General features: G+C 36.7%; 17 protein-coding genes. 9 read left to right on the top strand and 8 right to left on the bottom strand.

The window, feature by feature from the left end; all coding sequences use genetic code 11:
- The first annotated feature begins 415 nt into the window (after positions 1 to 415).
- The 3 genes from thrA to thrC all read left to right on the top strand — a co-directional run bounded on the left by thrA (position 416) and on the right by thrC (position 5,210).
- Positions 416 to 2,863: a bifunctional aspartate kinase/homoserine dehydrogenase I gene (gene thrA / locus I5M07_RS10250; protein ID WP_200106344.1), complete on the top strand. Its 2,448-nt coding sequence runs from the start codon at positions 416 to 418 to the stop codon at positions 2,861 to 2,863.
- An 89-nt stretch (positions 2,864 to 2,952) separates the two neighbouring features.
- On the top strand, positions 2,953 to 3,873 hold the full coding sequence (locus I5M07_RS10245) for a homoserine kinase (protein WP_200106343.1): 921 nt from the start codon (positions 2,953 to 2,955) through the stop codon (positions 3,871 to 3,873).
- Positions 3,874 to 3,911: 38 nt separating this feature from the next.
- Positions 3,912 to 5,210, top strand: coding sequence for a threonine synthase (thrC, locus tag I5M07_RS10240; protein ID WP_200106342.1), 1,299 nt, complete (start codon positions 3,912 to 3,914; stop codon positions 5,208 to 5,210).
- 159 nt (positions 5,211 to 5,369) lie between these two features.
- On the opposite strand, the gene I5M07_RS10235 is transcribed toward thrC, so the two are convergent.
- Complete coding sequence (locus I5M07_RS10235; protein ID WP_200106341.1) at positions 5,370 to 5,939, bottom strand: DUF6642 family protein; 570 nt, start codon at positions 5,937 to 5,939, stop codon at positions 5,370 to 5,372.
- A gap of 197 nt (positions 5,940 to 6,136) precedes the next feature.
- Between I5M07_RS10235 and I5M07_RS10230 the strand changes: the two genes are divergently transcribed.
- Both I5M07_RS10230 and I5M07_RS10225 read left to right on the top strand, forming a co-directional pair.
- A complete protein-coding gene (locus tag I5M07_RS10230; RefSeq protein ID WP_200106340.1) occupies positions 6,137 to 6,517 on the top strand; it encodes a response regulator in 381 nt (126 codons plus the stop codon).
- 17 nt (positions 6,518 to 6,534) lie between these two features.
- Positions 6,535 to 9,249, top strand: coding sequence for a PAS domain-containing protein (locus I5M07_RS10225; protein ID WP_200106339.1), 2,715 nt, complete (start codon positions 6,535 to 6,537; stop codon positions 9,247 to 9,249).
- A 16-nt stretch (positions 9,250 to 9,265) separates the two neighbouring features.
- On the opposite strand, the gene I5M07_RS10220 is transcribed toward I5M07_RS10225, so the two are convergent.
- A complete protein-coding gene (locus I5M07_RS10220; RefSeq protein ID WP_200106338.1) occupies positions 9,266 to 9,646 on the bottom strand; it encodes a response regulator in 381 nt (126 codons plus the stop codon).
- A gap of 293 nt (positions 9,647 to 9,939) precedes the next feature.
- Between I5M07_RS10220 and adhP the strand changes: the two genes are divergently transcribed.
- From adhP to I5M07_RS10205, 3 genes are all read left to right on the top strand, one after another.
- The gene (gene adhP, locus I5M07_RS10215) at positions 9,940 to 10,947 is read left to right on the top strand and encodes an alcohol dehydrogenase AdhP (protein ID WP_200106337.1); all 1,008 of its coding nucleotides are present in this window, start codon (positions 9,940 to 9,942) and stop codon (positions 10,945 to 10,947) included.
- A gap of 299 nt (positions 10,948 to 11,246) precedes the next feature.
- Positions 11,247 to 11,594, top strand: coding sequence for a tRNA-binding protein (locus I5M07_RS10210; protein WP_200106336.1), 348 nt, complete (start codon positions 11,247 to 11,249; stop codon positions 11,592 to 11,594).
- Positions 11,595 to 11,661: 67 nt separating this feature from the next.
- Positions 11,662 to 12,252 (top strand): HD domain-containing protein, encoded by a 591-nt coding sequence (locus I5M07_RS10205; RefSeq protein ID WP_200106335.1) that lies wholly within the window; start codon positions 11,662 to 11,664, stop codon positions 12,250 to 12,252.
- A gap of 46 nt (positions 12,253 to 12,298) precedes the next feature.
- Here the strand turns inward: I5M07_RS10205 and arsB are convergent, their stop codons facing one another.
- From arsB to I5M07_RS10175, 6 genes are all read right to left on the bottom strand, one after another.
- On the bottom strand, positions 12,299 to 13,345 hold the full coding sequence (gene arsB, locus I5M07_RS10200) for an ACR3 family arsenite efflux transporter (protein WP_200106334.1): 1,047 nt from the start codon (positions 13,343 to 13,345) through the stop codon (positions 12,299 to 12,301).
- A 2-nt stretch (positions 13,346 to 13,347) separates the two neighbouring features.
- Complete coding sequence (locus tag I5M07_RS10195; RefSeq protein ID WP_200106333.1) at positions 13,348 to 13,956, bottom strand: arsenate-mycothiol transferase ArsC; 609 nt, start codon at positions 13,954 to 13,956, stop codon at positions 13,348 to 13,350.
- 34 nt (positions 13,957 to 13,990) lie between these two features.
- A complete protein-coding gene (locus I5M07_RS10190; protein WP_200106332.1) occupies positions 13,991 to 14,452 on the bottom strand; it encodes a DUF6428 family protein in 462 nt (153 codons plus the stop codon).
- 36 nt (positions 14,453 to 14,488) lie between these two features.
- Complete coding sequence (locus I5M07_RS10185) at positions 14,489 to 14,821, bottom strand: ArsR/SmtB family transcription factor (protein ID WP_200106331.1); 333 nt, start codon at positions 14,819 to 14,821, stop codon at positions 14,489 to 14,491.
- Between the two features lie 72 nt (positions 14,822 to 14,893).
- Positions 14,894 to 16,093, bottom strand: a complete 1,200-nt coding sequence (locus I5M07_RS10180) for a glycoside hydrolase family 88 protein (protein WP_200106330.1) — start codon at positions 16,091 to 16,093, stop codon at positions 14,894 to 14,896.
- Positions 16,090 to 17,376 (bottom strand): BNR repeat-containing protein, encoded by a 1,287-nt coding sequence (locus I5M07_RS10175; protein WP_200106329.1) that lies wholly within the window; start codon positions 17,374 to 17,376, stop codon positions 16,090 to 16,092. The genes I5M07_RS10180 and I5M07_RS10175 overlap by 4 nt, the downstream gene beginning before the upstream one ends.
- Before the next feature lie 236 nt (positions 17,377 to 17,612).
- On the opposite strand from I5M07_RS10175, the gene katG reads away from it, so the two are divergent.
- Positions 17,613 to 19,805 carry a catalase/peroxidase HPI gene (gene katG / locus I5M07_RS10170; protein WP_200106328.1) on the top strand — a complete coding sequence of 731 codons (2,193 nt, stop codon included), beginning with the start codon at positions 17,613 to 17,615 and terminating at the stop codon, positions 19,803 to 19,805.
- Positions 19,806 to 19,857 lie beyond the last annotated feature (52 nt).

The following is a 19,857-nucleotide window of genomic DNA, read 5'->3' as shown; positions in this document are numbered from 1 at the left end:
CTCTAGCATAAAACTCTAGTTAGAAGATAGATTTAATCTGTAAATTCGGATGAAAATTCAGCTACTAATTATACGAATATGACACTCAAAGCATCAATTAGAAACAAAATACTCAAAAATATTTTTTCTTAAGTACTTATAAATAAAATATTCACAAAAAAACAAGTATTACTTTCGGTAAATTCTAAAAAACTGTATTTTTGGAACTTCAAAATGAAAAATAATAGCATTACATATTCGATTACTTTGTCAGTTCCAAATGGGATTGCCGCTGCTATTATGACCACTACAACTACTACTACCCCTTAGGGGTATACTTTTTCACATATCATCTTTATTATTTATTGTCCTTTTTTCAAAAAGAAGAAAGTTCTTGGGTACGTATAAACTATTGCATTTATAAAATTATATTACAATGAGAGTATTAAAATTTGGTGGAACTTCGGTAGCCAATGCACAAAATATAAAACTAGTTCTGGATATTATTAATCAAAAATCACAAAAAGAACCTTTAGTGGTGGTGGTTTCTGCTTTGAGTAAAGTAACCGACTTGTTACAAATGGCGGCATCAAAAGCAGCAGCAAATGATGATAGTTTTAAAGAAATCGTTGCAGAAATAGAAAAAAAACATTTAGATATTTTAAAAGAATTTATTCCGGTTAGCGCGCAAAGCAGTTTGTTGAGTCACGTTAAACGCATTGTAAATCATTTAGAAACCTTGTTGGATGGCTGTTATTTGTTAGGTGAACTTTCGGACAGAACTGCAGATACTATTTTGAGTTTTGGCGAATTACTTTCCTCTTTTGTGATTGCCGAAGCCTTAAAACAATCCAATCCGAATAGCATGTACAAAGACAGTCGTGAATTGATCAAAACCAACAATCAATTTGGAAAAGCGGCCGTTAACTTTGACCTTAGCAACCAATTAATTCAAAGTTATTTTAGTCACCAAAATGCATCAGTGGTGGTGCTTCCTGGATTTATTGCTTCTTCTACCGAAGGAATTGCGACAACTTTAGGCCGCGGAGGTTCTGATTATACCGCAGCCATTTTAGCTAGTGCTTTGGATGCTTCTGAATTGGAAATTTGGACAGATGTAAACGGTATGTTCACAGCTAATCCAAAAATTGTAAAGCAAGCACAACCTATTTCGAATATCTCGTATCAAGAAGCAATGGAATTATCGCATTTTGGAGCAAAAGTTTTGTATCCGCCCACAATACAGCCTGTTTTACGCAAAAACATTCCGATAATTATAAAAAATACCTTTGAGCCTGAAGCGGAAGGAACATACATTTCCAACAAAGAAATGGCGCAAACGAATCCGGTAAAAGGAATAAGTTACATCGACAATATTGCTTTGTTAACTTTAGAAGGCTCGGGTATGATTGGCGTTACCGGCTCATCAAAACGCTTGTTTGAAGTATTGTCCTCCGAACACATCAATGTTATTTTTATTACCCAAGCTTCATCGGAGCATTCAATTTGTATTGGAATTTTAAATTCGGATGCCGAAAAAGCTGCAACTGCCATTAATAAGGTTTTTGAAGTTGAAATTTTACAAAACAAAATTGATCCATGCATTGTTGAAAGTAACTTATGCATTATTGCTTTGGTTGGTGAAAATATGAAAAACCATCAAGGTTTGAGCGGTAGAATGTTCAGCACCTTAGGTAAAAACAACGTTAATATTAGAGCCATTGCGCAAGGTGCTTCCGAGCGAAATATTTCGGCTGTGATTAATGAACGTGATGTTAAAAAAGCCTTGAATACACTTCACGAAAACTTTTTTGAAGAAAATACCGTACAGTTAAACCTTTTTGTAATGGGAGTTGGAAATGTGGGTGAAAAATTCATTGAGCAAATTCATACCCAACGCAAATTTTTAAAAGACAATTTAAAAATTAATGTTCGCGTAATTGCACTTTCAAATTCCAGAAAAATGCATTTTGACGAAGAGGGAATTTCATTAAAAGACTGGAAAGAAAGCTTGCAAAATGGAGAAACAGCACATATTCAAAACTTCATCAATAAAGCCAAAGAGTTGAATTTACGCAACAGCATTTTTGTAGATATTACCGCTAATGCTACCGTTTCAGACGTGTATGCCGACTTTTTAAAACAAAGTATTGCGGTGGTAACCTGTAACAAAATTGCTTGTTCCTCTGCATACAGCAATTATAAAAAACTCAAAAGTTTATCACGCCAATACAATGCGCCTTTTTTATTTGAAACTAATGTGGGTGCAGGATTACCAATTATCGATACTGTTAAAAACCTAATTGCCTCGGGGGATAAAGTACATAAAATACAAGCCGTTTTATCGGGAAGTTTGAATTTTATTTTCAATAATTTTGACGAACAAAATTCGTTTCACGATGTGGTTAAAGAAGCGGGCGTACAAGGTTTTACCGAACCCGATCCTAAAATTGATTTAAGTGGTGTCGATGTGGCTCGCAAAATATTGATTTTAATTCGTGAAAGTGGTTACGAAATGGATATTGAAGATATCGAAAACAATTCGTTCTTGCCAGCAGCCTGCATGGAAACTACCAATAACGAAGACTTTTTCAAATCCTTAATCACGCACAACAGTCATTTTGAAGGACTTTTAAAAGAAGCGCTAGAAAAAGACAGTCGTTTGAAATTTGTGGCTCAATTTGAAAATGGAAAAGCAAGCGTTGGTTTACAACTCATTCCGAAAGACCATCCTTTTTACAATTTAGAAGGAAAAGACAACATCGTTTTGTTTTATACTGATCGCTATGTTGACCAACCTTTATTGATTAAAGGTGCAGGAGCTGGAGCAGCAGTAACTGCTTCGGGAATTTTTGCCGATGTAATTCGAATTGGAAATATATAATTGGTCAGAAAGTCCAAAGTCCAAGGTCAAAAGAATTCCAATCTTTTGATTTTCGACTTTAAGACTTTCGACATTAAGACTCATTACAAATGAATGAAATAAAAGTATTTTGTCCGGCGACCATTGCCAATCTTTCTTGCGGATTTGACGTCTTGGGATTGTGCTTGGATAATGTTGGTGACGAAATGATTATCCGAAAAACGGAAGAAAAAGGAATTAAAATTACCAAAATTGAAGGCGCTACTTTGCCTTTAGAAACTGAAAAAAACGTGGCGGGTGTAGCACTTTTGGCTATGTTAGAGGCTACAAAGCCCGATTTTGGATTTGAAATTGAAATTTACAAACATATTAAAGCCGGAAGTGGAATTGGAAGTTCGGCGGCAAGTTCGGCGGGTGCTGTTTTTGGCGCTAATGAATTATTAAGAAACCCATTTACGCGCAAAGAATTGGTGCAATTTGCCATGCAAGGCGAAAAACTTGCCTCAGGAAATGCCCATGCCGATAACGTAGCCCCTGCCCTTTTAGGCGGTTTTACATTGGTTCGCAGTTCAAATCCTTTGGATATTATTAAAATTAAAAGTCCCGATTTGCTATACGCCACCGTTATTCATCCTCAAATTGAATTGAAAACTTCGGATGCCCGTTCGGTTTTAAAACAAAATGTTTCGCTTAAAAGTGCCATCACGCAATGGGGAAATGTGGGCGGATTAATTGCTGGGTTGTATACCGAAGATTATGATTTAATTGGACGTTCCTTACACGACGAAATTGTAGAACCGTTACGCAGTGTTTTGATTCCGGGATTTGATTTGATCAAAAAAGCAGCTTATGAAAGTGGTGCTTTAGGTTCGGGTATTTCGGGTTCTGGTCCTTCCATTTTTGCTTTGAGTAAAGGCAAAGAAAATGCCCAAAATATCGCCAAAGCCATGTGTGCTGTGTATGATGAAATTCATTTACCTTACGAAATTCACGTTTGTAAAGTGAATGATGAAGGAATGCGCGTTTTATAAGGTGAAAAATCTAAAGTTGTTAATGTTAAAAAAGAAAAATGAAATATTATAGTTTAAACCATAATGCTCCTAAGGCTTCTTTTAAAGAGGCTGTAATACAGGGGTTGGCCAGTGATCGCGGGTTGTATTTTCCAGAATCAATCCATCCGCTTGCACCCGAATTTTTTGAAAATATCGAAAATTTGAGTGACGAAGAAATTGCTTTTGCCGCTATTCAACAATTTGTAGGTGATGAAATTCCGGAAACTGAATTAAAAAACATCATTAACGAAACACTTTGTTTTGATTTTCCGGTGGTAAAAGTCGAAAAAGACATTTATTCATTAGAATTATTTCACGGACCAACCATGGCATTTAAAGATGTCGGTGCCCGTTTTATGTCGCGTTGTTTGGGTTATTTCAACAAAGACAATAAAGATGCCAAAAACACGGTATTGGTTGCTACCTCGGGCGATACTGGTGGTGCGGTTGCCAGTGGATTTTTAGGCGTAAAAGGCGTTGATGTGGTTATTTTATATCCTTCGGGAAAAGTAAGTGACATTCAGGAAAAACAGTTGACGACTTTGGGACAAAATGTAAAAGCCCTAGAAGTGGATGGTGTTTTTGATGATTGTCAGGATATGGTAAAAAAGGCTTTTTTGGATCCTTCGTTAACTCACAAAAACCTTACTTCTGCCAATTCGATTAATATTGCACGTTGGTTGCCCCAAATGTTTTATATTTTCTTTGCCTATAAAGCTTTGAAAAAAGAAAACAAACCGCTGGTAATTTCATGTCCGAGTGGTAATTTCGGGAATATTTGCGCAGGTATTATGGCAAAAAAATTAGGATTGCCTATCGCTCATTTTGTGGCTTCGACAAACGTAAACGATACGGTTCCACGATTTTTAGAAAAAGGACAATACGAGCCAAAACCTTCTATTGCCACTATTTCAAATGCGATGGATGTTGGAAATCCGAGTAATTTTATCCGAATTCAGGAATTGTACAACAACGATTTAAAAGCATTTGAAAAAGATTTTTCTTCCTATAGCTATACTGATGCAGACACTTTAGAAGCAATGAAAACCATTTACAAAACGGATGGCTACATAGCCGAACCTCATGGCGCTGTGGGTTATTTAGGTTTGAAAAAAGAGTTACAACGATTTGATGGAGGGGTAGGTGTGTTTTTAGAAACGGCTCATCCGATTAAATTTTTAGATGTGGTAGAACCTGCTTTAGATATTACGTTACCAATTCCGACACAAATAGAAAGCGTTTTAGGGAAAGAAAAAGAAAGTACCAAAATTGCTACATACGAGGAATTAAAAGCCTTTTTGAATTCGATAGCATAAAAAAAAGCCGGGGATTTAAAAATCTCCGGCTTTTTATAACCTAACCAAACCAAAATAATAAATAACCAGTTTATTACTCTACAAAGATACGTCAGTCATACGATTGAAGTTGGTAAGGATTCGTTATATATTTCTTTAACAAATGTTAAAATATTTTTGTTAAGCGGTATAATACAATCTAAAATCCAATGCTTTACAAGCCGTGTACCATTTTTGATGCATCAATTCCACAACTTCTATAACATCTTCTTCTTCTTGATACAAACTAAAAAAAACTTTATCTAAAGCCGTACTTTTCACTTTTGCAGGCAAGGCCAAACCGTAACCCGAAATTGCTTTAGCTCCCGTAACATCTAAAAAAAACTGCGCTTCTTCAGAAGTTAAATCTAAAATTTTCAAATTGGCAAAATGGATGATTTTCCCTTTTAATTTGCCTTCAAACAATTCGGCAATTTCTTCCAAACTATAAAAATAATCGTGTAAACAAATGGAATTGTGCTGTCCCGGCATTACCAAATAAATAATTTCGTAGTCCTTAAAATGGTGGTCATCATACACTAAGGCGCCTAAACTTTCTTCAAAACCTTCAATAGTATCACAGGTTTTGTGAATACTGGCAATTCCGAATTGCATGGCCAATTCTTCTAAACTCGTTTGAACAGCGGTCTGTATATTTTCATCAACATCGGAAACTGCTTCTAAACAATATATAAATTTCTCTTCCTCCATAAAACGCTTTTCAACTTTCGTTCAAAAATAAAACAAATGTTGGTTTTTTTATTTAAATCTATTTTAAAAAATAAATTTGTAATAGCATTTAGTATAGCTCATAAAACCATAATCAACCTCTTAATACAACAACAATTTATTTAAAAATACTCTTCCCTTTTCCATACAATCATCCCTTTTTTGTATATTTTTATAGAATGAAGTACCAAAAGGTTTTGCTTATTGACGATGACTTGGATGATCAAGAAATTTTTGTCTTGGCAGTGGAGGAAATTTCTAGTGAGTTGAAGTGTATTATTTGCCATAATTCGGATGAAGCTTTGAGGCAACTACAGGAAAATCAAACTGAAGTAGATGTCGTTTTTTTGGATTGGAATTTACCGGGAAGTAGCGGTTATGAAATCTTAATGCAGCTAAAATCAATTTCGGGAATGGAAAATGTTCCGATTATTATTTTTTCAACTTCATCAGACCAACAAACCATGCAAAAAGCATTCGATTTAGGTGCTTCTGATTTCATTACAAAACCCAACAGATTGCATCTTTTAGTAGCAAGCCTCACTCCAATATTGACCTAAAAAACGGCCTTACTCACATGATAGTTTCTCATCCTCACCTTGATTTATTACAATATCTACCGAATATGGTTTTTATTGCATTGCCTGATGGAAAGGTTCTTTTTTATAATAAAAAATGGAACCAATATACAGGTGCAAAATTGGTAGAAGGGAAAGAATGGCCACCCAAAGAAATTACACATCCTACAGATTTACGAAACTCTAACACGCAGTTTCTGAAACAAATTCATAAAGGAAAAATTTTTGAAATCGAAAACCGTTACCTTCAGTTAGATGGCACTTACCGCTGGTTTAGCAATTATTTTGAACCCGTTAAAGATGCTGCAGGCACAATATCCTTTTGGGTGGGTACTGCTATGGATATTGAGGATAGCAAACACTTAGCAACAGAAATAGCAAACAGAAACCAGCAACTCGAAGAAATAGAAATTAAGTTTACCAAATTAATTCTGAATTCTTCTTTTCCGATAGCGGTTTTTCGAGGTGAAAATTTGATCGCCGAAATTGCAAATGAAGCCTATTTTCCTATTGTTGGGAAAAGTAAAAATGAATTTTTGGGTAAACCTTTATTTGATTCGCTACCCGAAATAAAAGAAACAGTTGCTCCTATTATTGAAGAAGTAATACGAAGTGGAAATACTTTTACAAGCGATGAATTTGGTGTGAATCTAAATCCAACTGGTACTGCTAATTTTCGATATTTCAATTTTATTTACGAAGCGGTACGAGATTCCAACGGTAACATCAATGGAGTGATGACAACGGCTATGGATGTTACCGAACAAGTTTTAGCCCGGAAAGCACTTGAAGAAAGTGAAGCGCATTTGGAACTTTTGCGTGATACAGTACCCGCCATGATTTTTTATCTGGATAACCAACAGCGCTACCAATCCTACAACAGTACTTTTATGGAATGGTATAAAGTCGATTCGGAAACAGCCATTGGTAAAACGGTTTTAGAATTTATTGGTCCTGATGCTTATAAAAAAGTAATGCCTCAACTTAGAAAAGCCTATGCAGGGCAAAACGTGCAATATGAAATGACTGCGCCTTCTCGAATTGGTCCCCAACGATGGTTGAGCATTGTATACACGCCACATTTTAATACAAAAGGAGAAATTTTAGGTATTATCGTGCATGCCACTGATATTACCAAAAGTAAACAAATAGAAATTTCACTTCGAGAGAGTGAACACCGTTTTCGTTCGCTTATAGAAGAAGCTCCAGTAGCCACCTGTCTTTTTATGGGACCCGAAATGAAGGTGGTTATTGCCAATGATATGATGCTAAAAGAATGGGGCAAAGATGCCTCTGTAATAGGAAAACCATTTAAAGATGCCGTGCCTGAGTTGATAGGACAACCCTTTTTAGGACTTCTAGATCAGGTTTTCGCTACTGGTGAAGCCTATAGCGAGTCGGCAGCACCCGCCACTTTAGAAATTGATGGTGAATTACAAGTTTCGTATTACAATTACACTTACAAACCTTTGTTTGATGAAAATGGAGCGGTTTACGGCATCATGGATATGGCCTATAACGTTACTGAAAACGTGCTTGCTAACCAGAAATTAGAAGCCAGTGAAAAAGAACTACGTGATTTAATTAATGCTTCTCCTATCGGAATTTGTGTGGTGACAGGATCTCCTATTAAAGTTGTTGAAGTAAATGAACGCTTTTTACATATTTCGGGCAAAACAAGAGCACAATATGACGAGATGCCCTATTGGGAAACTTTAGAGGAAGTAGCACATTTATTCGAGTCGGAAATGAATCGTGTTTTTGAAACCGGAAATCGCTACACCACTGAGGAACATAAAATGATGCTTATTCGCGACGGAATTGAAGAAACTATTTTCTTGACTTTTGAATACATTCCGATTCTTAACGCTAGCCAAATGGTTTCTAAAGTTATCGTAATGGCTTTTGAAGTTACACATCAGGTCGAAATTAGAAAGAAAATTGAAGCTGCCGTTACTCAAAGAACCAAAGAATTAGCCGAGGCCAACAACAATTTGCAACGCTCTAACTCCGCCTTGGAACAATTTGCTCATATTGCTTCGCACGATTTACAAGAACCTGTACGGAAAATTAGTACCTATGCCAATATGTTGGAAATTAAAATCGGCGAAACTATCGATGGTAAAGCCAAAATGTATCTGGACAAAATTAGTATTTCGGCTGAACGAATGAGCGCTCTTATTCGCGATGTTTTGGCTTTTTCGGAAGTATCCCATCATTTGGATTCGATGGAAATGGTCGATTTACAGCAACTTCTCCAAGAAATTGAAATTGATTTCGAATTGCAGATTGAAAAAAAAGGTGCTATAATCACTTATAAAGGATTGCCTACTCTACCAGCAATTCCCACTCAAATGTTGCAATTGTTTAGTAATTTATTGTCCAATTCTTTAAAATACACGCAGACAAACACACATCCTCGAATAGACATTAGCAGCAGGATTTTATCTAAAAATGAAATTAAAGAAAAAGGATTGCTTGAAAATCAACACTATCACTGCATTACATTTGCCGATAACGGAATTGGTTTTGATGAGCATCAAGCCGAACGCATCTTCAAAATTTTCCAACGTTTGCATGGCAAAACCGAATATGAAGGTACCGGAATTGGGTTGGCCTTGTGTCGAAAAATTGTGTACAATCACCAAGGCGATATTTCTGCAAAACCCGGGCAAAATGGTGGTGCTGTTTTTACGATAATTTTGCCCATTTAAATCGTAAGTACAAGAATTATACTAAATAGGTTTTTATAGTCAGTTCCAAATCAGAACGTAATTGATTAAAAGAACTCTTTTTGGTCATGATTTTTTCTGCCATTTTAAGTACAGGCGATTTTTCGACTTGAGGTGCTGTAGAATAAATGATTACCGGAATATCTTTAAACGAACTATGGTTTTTGACCTCGGCTAAAAATTCCTCACCCGTCATTACAGGCATGTTCAAATCCAAAAAAATAAGGTCGGGGCGTTGTAATTTCGGGTCGTTCAGTTTTGCTAAGGCATCAGCTCCGTCTTTGGCTTCCATAAAATGCAATCCCATATCTAAAGACTCTAATCCTTCTTGAAATAGCTCTCTGTCGTCCTGATCGTCATCAATTATAAATACTGTCATTTATTTTCAAATATTTACAAATATAATACAATAATGGTAAATCGTTTTGAAATTATAGTGATTAAGGTACTCTTTAACGTAAGAAATTTTTAAAAAAGTAAAAAAATTTTATTCATTTACTTCTCCATAAGCACAATTTAATCTACTAAAAATTAAAAATGCTTATCTAATCCTTTTTTCCTGTTTGATAAAGAAAATTTAATTCCAATCGTATGTAATACGCTGCATAAATTTTGTAAATTTAAACCTATTTATTTTTCACAAAAGCAATATTAATCAACAAATTACTTAAAATGAAAGCAGCAGTAGTTACCCAATTTGGAGCCCCGTTAGAAATTCGTGAAGTGGAAAAACCCAAAATTGAAAGTGGAAAAATTATAGTCAAAATTGTAGCCTGTGGCGTTTGCCATACCGATTTACATGCTGCCCACGGCGATTGGCCTGTAAAACCCACTTTACCTTTTATTCCAGGGCACGAGGGTGTTGGCTATGTAGACGAGGTGGGCGAAGGTGTTACTTCGGTAAAAGTAGGCGATCGTGTTGGAGTTCCGTGGTTGTATACCGCTTGCGGCCATTGTAAATATTGCAAAAGCGGTTGGGAAACCCTTTGTGCCAAACAAGAAAATACTGGTTATAGTGTTAATGGCGGTTTTGCCGAATATGTTTTGGCAGATCCCGAATATGTGGGTAAAATTCCGGATAACTTAGGTTTTGAAGAAGTAGCTCCTATTTTGTGTGCAGGGGTTACTGTTTACAAAGGACTTAAAGAAACCGAAGTAAAACCGGGTCAACATGTCGTTATATCTGGAATTGGTGGATTAGGTCATTTGGCCGTTCAATACGCCATTGCTATGGGTATGATTGTCATTGCAGTAGATATTGATGATAAAAAATTAGAATTGGCTAAGTCGCTTGGCGCCTCTATTACAATTAATGCTAAAAATGAAGATCCTGCTGAAAAATTAAGCTCGTTAGGTGGTGCAGAAGGTGTTTTGATCACAGCGGTGGGTACTTCCTCTTTTTCTCAAGGTTTGAGTATGTTAGCCCGAAAAGGAACCATGAGTTTAGTAGGATTGCCTCCAGGTGATTTTCCGTTGCCTATTTTTGATACCGTTTTATCACGAAAAACCATTAGAGGTTCGATTGTAGGAACGCGTTTGGATCTGGAAGAAGCCCTTCAGTTTGCTGCTGATGGTAAAGTAAAGTCACATTATAGCATGGATAAAATTGAAAATATCAATGCCATTTTTGATAAAATGATTAAAGGTCAAATCGAAGGCCGCATTGTAATTAGTATTTAATCGCTTTCATTCCGCATAGTATTGAAAAGTCATTTTGGAAAGCCATTCTAAAATGACTTTTTTTCATAAATACTATCAAAACTTTTATTACCTTTTTTTAATCTACTTGGCAATTTGAAACTGCTTTTATGCATTTCTCAAAAAATTAAAATATTTTCGAACAGTTGGTTGCTTTACTCTATTCCGAAATATTCCCTCTAACTAGCCAATACCAACTTTAAAAGTTTTTGTACTTTTACTTTTCTCAAAAAAGTACACACCATTTATGGCATGCCTACAACTTCAAAATTACAAAGCAAATGAGTAATACTACTGAAACTTTGACTTGGTCTGAATTTATGAAAGTAGATATGCGAGTGGGCACCATTATTTCGGCAAACATTTTTAAAGAAGCTCGAAATCCAGCATACCAGTTAGTAATCGATTTTGGCCCTTTAGGTACTCGAAAAACATCGGCACAAATTACGAAAAAATACCAACCAGAACGTTTAATTGGCAAGCAAGTCGTAGCCGTTGTGAATTTTCCGCCCAAACAAATTGCCAATTTTATGAGCGAATGTTTGGTTTTGGGAGGAGTCGAAGAAAATAATGTCGTGACCCTGCTTGAACCCGGAACAAGTGTTGCCAACGGTACTCGAATTGGTTAAAATTTTATTGTTTCGTTTTCGAAATTCCGTTTACAATTAGCAGCTTTTACATTAACACCAACCTCTTATGGAAAACAATATTTTATTACAGCAAATTGCTTTCATCAAAGAAATTGACAAACTCAAATTCATTCAGCGAAAAACCAAATTATTAAACAGCGATCGTTGCGAAAACGATGCCGAACACAGTTGGCATTTGGCCGTAATGGCTTTGGTTTTAGCCCAACATGCTAACCAAGCTATTGATGTATTAAAAGTGGTTAAAATGGTTTTGATTCATGATATTGTAGAAATTGATGCGGGTGATGTTTTTTTGTATGACACCCAAAAAAACCATAGCAATACCGAAGAAGAATTGCAAGCTGCCAAACGAATTTTTGGTTTATTGCCCGAAGAACAAGCAACCGATTTTATAACTGTTTGGGAAGAATTTGAAGCTGGAATTACGCCAGAAGCCCAATTTGCAAGATCGATGGATCGTTTGGAACCGTTGCTGCAAAATTTCTCGAATGAGGGCGGAACTTGGAAGGAGTTTGATGTACCGTATCAAAAAGTATACGACAAGAAAAAAATCATAGCAAAAGGTTCCACCACAATTTGGGAATATGCCGAAGCGTTACTGAATGAAAGTGTTGAAAAAGGAATCCTGAAAAAATAAATACTTTCTTCAGGATTTTAATTTGGTATTTGAAAATAAACGAAAATTAGTCTTTCGCTTTACTGAAATATTTTTTTCGTAATCCTAATGAAACTCGCACCAAGATGATTAAGGCCGGTACTTCTACCAATGGTCCTACTACACCGGTGAACGCTTGACCCGAATTTAATCCGAATACGGCTATGGCAACAGCAATAGCCAATTCAAAGTTATTTCCTGCGGCTGTAAAAGCCACCGAAGCCGTTTTATCATACGTAGCCCCCATCGCTTTGGTAACAAAAAATCCGATGCAAAACATTACTATAAAATAAATTAGTAAAGGAATTGCAATAAGTACTACATCTTGCGGAATTTGCACAATGATACTTCCTTTTAACGAAAACATCACGACGATGGTAAATAACAAAGACAAAAGCGTTAAGGGCGAAATAGCCGGAATAAATTTTTCGTTATACCATTTTTCTCCTTTCATTTTTACTAAAATTACTCGACTTAAAATTCCGAGTAAAAAAGGAATTCCTAAATAAATAGCCACACTCTCGGCAATAGTTACAATAGGAATATCGACTACCGCTCCATCAAATCCGAAAAAAGGAGGTAAAACCGTAATGAAAATCCAAGCATAAAAACTATACAAAAAGACTTGAAAAATACTGTTTAATGCCACTAAACCCGCGCCGTATTCTTTACTCCCTTCGGCAAGATCGTTCCACACCAAAACCATCGCAATACATCGCGCTAAGCCTATTAAAATAAGTCCCATTCGGTAATCGGGATAATCTTGCAAAAAAATCAATGCCAAGAAAAACATTAAAAAAGGACCTACTATCCAATTTAAGAATAATGAAATTCCTAAAATTCGAGTATTCTTAAAGACGGTAGGCAACAAGCTGTAATTTACTTTTGCCAAAGGCGGATACATCATCACGATAAGTCCAATAGCAATAGGGATATTAGTGGTTCCATGATTAAAAGAATTGATAAAATCGGGCATGGTGGGAACAAAATAGCCCAACGCTACCCCTATTAACATGGCTAAAAAAATCCATAAGGTCAAATTCCGGTCTAGAAAACTTAATTTAGATTTTGCCATACTTATTTAATTTGAGAGAAAACATAAAACATTTCGGTTGCAATTTGCAGGCTTCTTTCTTGGTATTTTTCGGCTTGTTGTGGTGTGTTATCAAACGCTTTTGGGTCATCAAAAGTGAGCGGAATTCTTTTTTCGGCACCCGCTATAAACGGACAACCTTGATCGGCTTGTGAACACGTCATCACAGCGGCAAAGTCGGATTTTGGATTAAAGTCAGCATCAATTTTTTTTGAAAATCCTATTATGGCTGGTTCATTTTGCGCCAATTTGATACTGTAAATTGGATTTTGCGTTTCGGCTAGTACTTCAATTTGAAAACCAGTTTCTTGCAAGGTTTTAGCCACCATCGGAAAAAGAGCCGTTGCTTCGGTTCCGCCCGAGTAACAAAAAACATTCTCAACTTTAAAATAATGTGCCATTGTTTGTGCCCAAATTTGAGACAAATGGCTTCTGCGAGAATTGTGTGTGCAAATAAAACTAATTCGGATTGGTTGCTTAGCGGTATGTTTTTGTTGAATATAATCCGCAAGAGGTTGCAACAATGCTTTTCGTTCTTCTGAAATAGTTTCTATTTCTAATTTTAAAATTTGGTCTTTTAATTCTGTAAACATTTTTTTATAATTAGGTTAGGTATTTAGGTTATTTTTAGCAACAATTCCCATCAGGAGTACAACAAGGTTCATCGTTATTGTTTGAAAAAGTTGCTTTTGGTTCAGGAATACCGCATTTTTCTTTAGCCAAACAATCGGTTTTTTTGGAAATCAATGTAAACGTATTCCCTTCAAATTCAAGATCAAATTTTTGAATGGTTTCGCCTTGGTATTCTACTTCAACCTCTAAATCTTCTAATTGCAAGACTTTTTCGGCCAATTCGATTATGCTTATCAATTTTTCAGGATGCAGCCTATGATCGTAATCGTTTGCTTCCCAAAGTTGAAAATTCGCCTTATTTTCGGTGCGAACTGTTCCGCCACAATCAATAAAATGTTTGGTTATTTTACCCACTTCAGTAACATGAAAATGACTTGGAACCAAGGTTCCGTTAGGCAATTGAAACTGAATGGTACTTGCTTTTTGCAGTGCTAATTTTACATCAGATAATTTCATGGTAATTTTTTTTAAGGTTAAACTTTACTTTTAAAACTAGCAACAACTTCCGTTTGACTGAATATCTTGGTTTAAAAACTCCGACATCAATTCTTTCATTTTGCTCCAATTTTCTTGATCAATACAATAACAAACGCTCGTCCCTTCTACATTTCCCTTAATCAAACCCAAATTTTTAAGCTCTTTTAAATGTTGCGAAATGGTGGGTTGTGCCAATCCGATTTCCAGGACCAAATCGCCACACACACACGAATTGAGTTTGAATAGCTGCTGTAAAATGGCCACGCGAGCCGGATGCCCGATCACTTTGGCAAAAAGTGCAATGGTATTTTGTTGCGCTGTAAATATTTCTGTTTTAGATACACCCATAAGTTAATTTATATATTGCAATATTACGATTAATATTCTAAAAAAACAGCCTTTTCTCAAAAAAAATAGGTTTTACATTTTCAAATAGCGCATCATGGCTTCGACGAAATAATAATCTCCATAAGACAACGAACCGTCGATTTCGGTTTTTTTAGGATAATTACCCACCCCATGTTTCAATAAAAAACCACCGTTTGATTGGGGAGCAGAAAAATAAGCAGCTGAGCATAAGGTTTTCAAAATAATTTCTGCCGCTTTTTGGTATTCTTTTGCCCTTTTATCTGCAGAAAAAGTAGCCAATTCTAATAAAGCCGATGCTGTTATCGCCGCTGCAGAACTGTCTTTTAGCGCATCCGGAATACCCTCAGCCTGATAATCCCAATACGGAATTAAATCCTTTGACATGTTCGGATAATGCAAGATATATTGCGCAATGTGCTGCGCTTGTTTTAAATATGAAGTTTCTTTTGTTTCTCTGTACATCACCACAAATCCATACAATCCCCAAGCTTGTCCCCTAGCCCATGACGATTCATCGGCAGCACCTTGATTGGTTATTTTTTTAACAACTTTGCCATTCGTAAGACTATATACAATTTCGTGATACGAACTATAATCCGGACGAAAATGATTTTTCATCGTAGTATTGGCATGAGCAATAGCGATATTTCTGTACTGTGGATCACCCGAATACTTACTTGCCCAAAACAATAACTCTAAATTCATCATATTATCAATAATCACGGGAATTTCGTCTTTAGAAGCCTTATTCCAAGCAGCACTATCCCAAGATTGAATGCATTGTGCTACTGGTCGATAACGAGTGCTCAAACTTTTGGCACTTTGCAATAAAATAGCTTCATAGGATGGATTCGGAAACAAACGAAGCGCATTTCCAAAACTGCAATACATCATGAAACCCAAATCGTGCGTTGTAGTGTTGAATTGCTCTTTTTTCAAATCTTCTAAAAAAGATGTGGCTTCGATTTTTAAATTTGCTTGAGGATTGTATTCCTGCAAATACAGCAAGGTACCGGGATAAAAACCACTGCACCACCAACCCGACGAACTGGTTTCGAGCTTTTGTTGTTTTTCTTGCCAGGTTTTGGGATAGTGGCCAGGCTCAACTTGAGTGGCTAAATATTGATACTGTGTCACCGATTTTTGGAGAGTTGTCTCAATTAGTTGCACCAATTCTTTTTTCTTTTTTTGGGCTAAAACAGGGTTACCCATAACCATTAATAAAAAAGTTAGTATTCCAATTGCTTTCATTTTGGTAATTTTTTAAGCGTTATAATTTGTACATCAGTTGGTTCGGCAGAGCTGAGGCCTTCTCCATCTTTTTGTGCCACTTTTTGAGCAAAAACATATAATTTCGATTCTAATTCCCAGGCTTCTTTATCCCAATTCGGTTCCCACTGCCCTACACTTTCATTGGTTATATCTTTAATGTTCCAATTCGTAAATGGCTTTTTGGCATACGCCAAACTGATTTTATTACCTCTTTCTTCGGCTCTAAATAACAAGTAGATAAAATCGCCTTTAACCAAAATTTTTGGCCTCGAGATGGGAATACTTTTGGTACCGCCACCACCTAAAACAAAGCCCTTTTTTAAAAAATGGGTTTGAACCAATTTCCAACTATCTTTTTCGCGATATACAATTTGGAATTGCGGTATTTTATTGACATTCCAATACGAAGCAATATAGGGATTCCCGTTTACATCCACCGTCATAGCGGTTTGATTGATTAAATTGCTGTTTTGAGGAATTGCATGAATAACTTCGGCTGTTTTTTGCGTGATGTTTTCAGGATAAAGTTCGCCATTGGATTTTTGCCACGATTTTCCACCATCTGCAGAAAAAGCATAACACAAATCATGATTGGTGCTCACATCCCAACTTTCGCGCCAAACCCAACTCAAATAAAGACCTTTTGGTCCAACTGTCATTTGCCAATAGGCACTTCGTTTTCCTTCACCATCCAATAAATTATGTTGAATTTGTTCCCATTTTTGCGTTTCGGGCGCGTATTTATTTAAAACCATATTCCCGCGACCGCTTTGGCCACTTCGGTAACAAAAAAGCAAGCTACCATCGGGTAAATTATGAAATTCGGGATAGGTTACTTTTTCTTCTTGCAAACCTGTCATGTGTAAAAGTGGCGTAAATTCTAAACCTAAAGGCCGTAGACTTTTTGCATAATGCAACGGATTATCATGGTGGTCCCAAGCCATGTGCAAAAATCCTTCCGAATCAACTGCTATCGAAATACTGTTGTGCGCGTCGGTAGCTTTTCCTTTAAATGGAGTAACCACTACTTCCCATTTGGATGCTGTCCGTTTTCTTTTCGCAACGACCACATTGGCATTTTCATCGTAATAAGCCGTAAACTGAAATTCGTTAAAACTTGTAAGCGCCTTATTTCTAAAAATAACCGTATTGACCGAATTTTTAGCCCATCCTTTTCCAACCGTTGACGTACTTATTGGCTGAGAAAAGCACCTATTTAAAAAGAATATTTGCACTAGTAATATGAAAAATAGCTTTTGCATAGTTTATTTTTTTGGAGGTATATGTTTGTTGAAAAAGCTTCGTATTAAATTTTCCATTTATAAAAACAGTGTTTATTTTATTGTTAAAAAAAAGACATTTTTATACATATATCCTATTTTTTGGGTTAAAAATAAATTATATTTATATCACAATTGGCATATTCAATTTAAATCAATAAAAACCACTTCAAAATACAACTACTTTTGATAATACGATAACTAAAACGATATAGATTATGGACAACAGTAACGACATCAGCAAATGCCCTTTTCACAATGGAGCAAAATCACTAACTGCCGGAACGGGTACCACAAATAAAGATTGGTGGCCAAAAGCCTTAAATTTTGATATTCTCCATCAACACGATAGCAAAACCAATCCTTTAGGAGCTGATTTTTATTATGCAGCCGAATTTTCGAAGCTAAATTTACAGGAAGTTAAACAAGATTTACGTGATTTAATTGCTACCAATCAAGAATGGTGGCCAGGCGATTGGGGCAGTTATATTGGCATGATGGTTCGTACTGCTTGGCACTTGGCCGGAACGTACCGTAAGGCAGATGGCCGTGGAGGCGCAAATAGTGGTAACCAACGTTTTGCACCTTTAAGCTGTTGGCCAGACAACGTAAACACCGATAAAGGTCGACGCTTATTGTGGCCTATAAAAAAGAAATACGGTAATAAAATTTCGTGGGGCGATTTGATTGTTTTAGCCGGTAATGTAGCCTATGAAATGGCCGGATTACAAACTTTTGGATTTGCCGGCGGGCGAAAAGACATCTGGGAACCCGAAAAAGATGTGTATTGGGGCGAAGAGCGCGAATGGTTGGCAGAAACCAAAAATCGCTATGAAGATGTAGCCGATCGTACCACACTCGAAAATCCGTTAGCAGCCGTCCAAATGGGATTAATATATGTTAATCCCGAAGGAGTTGATGGCAATCCCGACCCGCTTAAAACTGCACAAGATATGCGCACGACTTTCTCCCGAATGGCCATGAATGATGAAGAAACAGTGGCACTTACAGCGGGTGGACATACCGTAGGGAAAGCACATGGAAACGGAAAAGCCGAAAATTTAGGAGGAGATCCGGAATTGGCACTTTTTGAAAATCAAGGTCTGGGATGGCACAATCCTGAAGGAACCGGAAATGCAGCTAATACTATGGTTAGTGGATTAGAAGGTGCTTGGACAACCAACCCAACCAAATGGGACAACGAATTTTTTAATATCCTTTTAAAACACGATTGGGAATTACGTAAAAGTCCAGCAGGTGCTTGGCAGTGGGAACCAACGAACATTCAAGAAGAAGACAAACCTTTGGATGCACACGATCCCACTGTACGCCGCAATCCGATTATGACTGATGCTGATATGGCATTAAAGATGGATCCTAAATACCGAAAAATTTCGGAGAAGTTTCATGCCGATCAAGCGTATTTTTCGGAACAATTTGCTAGAGCTTGGTTCAAATTGACCCATCGTGATTTAGGTCCGAAGTCGCGTTATTTGGGTTCCGAAATTCCACAAGAAGATTTGATATGGCAAGATCCTATTCCAACAGTCGATTATACTTTAAATGACAGTGAGATCGCCAATTTAAAAACCATTCTTTTAAATAGTGGTTTAACTCCATCCGAATTAATTAACACTGCTTGGGACAGTGCCCGTACCTACAGAGGTTCCGATTTTAGAGGTGGCGCTAATGGTTCCCGAATTCGTCTTGCTCCACAAAAAGACTGGCAAGGAAATGAACCGGAACGCTTGCAAAAAGTATTGAGTACGTTGGTTGAAATTCAGCAAAGTTTGCCTAAGAAAGTCAGCATTGCCGATTTGATTGTTTTAGGAGGAAGTGCTGCAATTGAGCAAGCCGCCGCCGCCGCCGGATATTCAGTTCCTGTACCGTTTATTGCCGGTCGAGGTGATGCTACGCAAGAACAAACCGATATTGAATCATTTGAAGATTTAGAACCAAAAGCCGATGGTTTCCGCAATTGGTTGAAACAAGAATACGTTGCCTCTCCCGAAGAAATGCTCTTAGATCGTGCCCAATTAATGGGACTTACAGCACCTGAAATGGTAGTTTTAATTGGAGGTATGCGTGTTTTAGATACCAATTACGGAGGAACGAAATTAGGTGTGCTAACCGATAGAGAAGGGGTATTAACAAATGACTTTTTTGTAAATATTACCGATATGAACTATTCTTGGAAACCTTCCGAAGAAAATCTGTATTATATCGTAGACCGTAAAACCGGAGCCCCTAAATGGAGTGCTAGCCGAATTGATGTCATCATTGGATCCAACTCTGTTTTAAGATCCTATGCCGAAGTATATGCACAAGATGACAACAAAGAAAAATTTGTCCGCGACTTCGTAAAAGCTTGGGTAAAAGTGATGAATGCCGATCGTTTTGATGTGAAATAACTCCTAAATAGTAGTAAAGTAAAGCCTCGTTTTTAGAAAAAAACGGGGCTTT

It is taken from the genome of Flavobacterium agrisoli, from assembly GCF_016522065.1.
Lineage (GTDB): Bacteria > Bacteroidota > Bacteroidia > Flavobacteriales > Flavobacteriaceae > Flavobacterium > Flavobacterium agrisoli.
The sequence above is the reverse complement of the archived record's forward strand: the minus strand, read 5'-3'. Positions and strand labels throughout refer to the sequence as shown.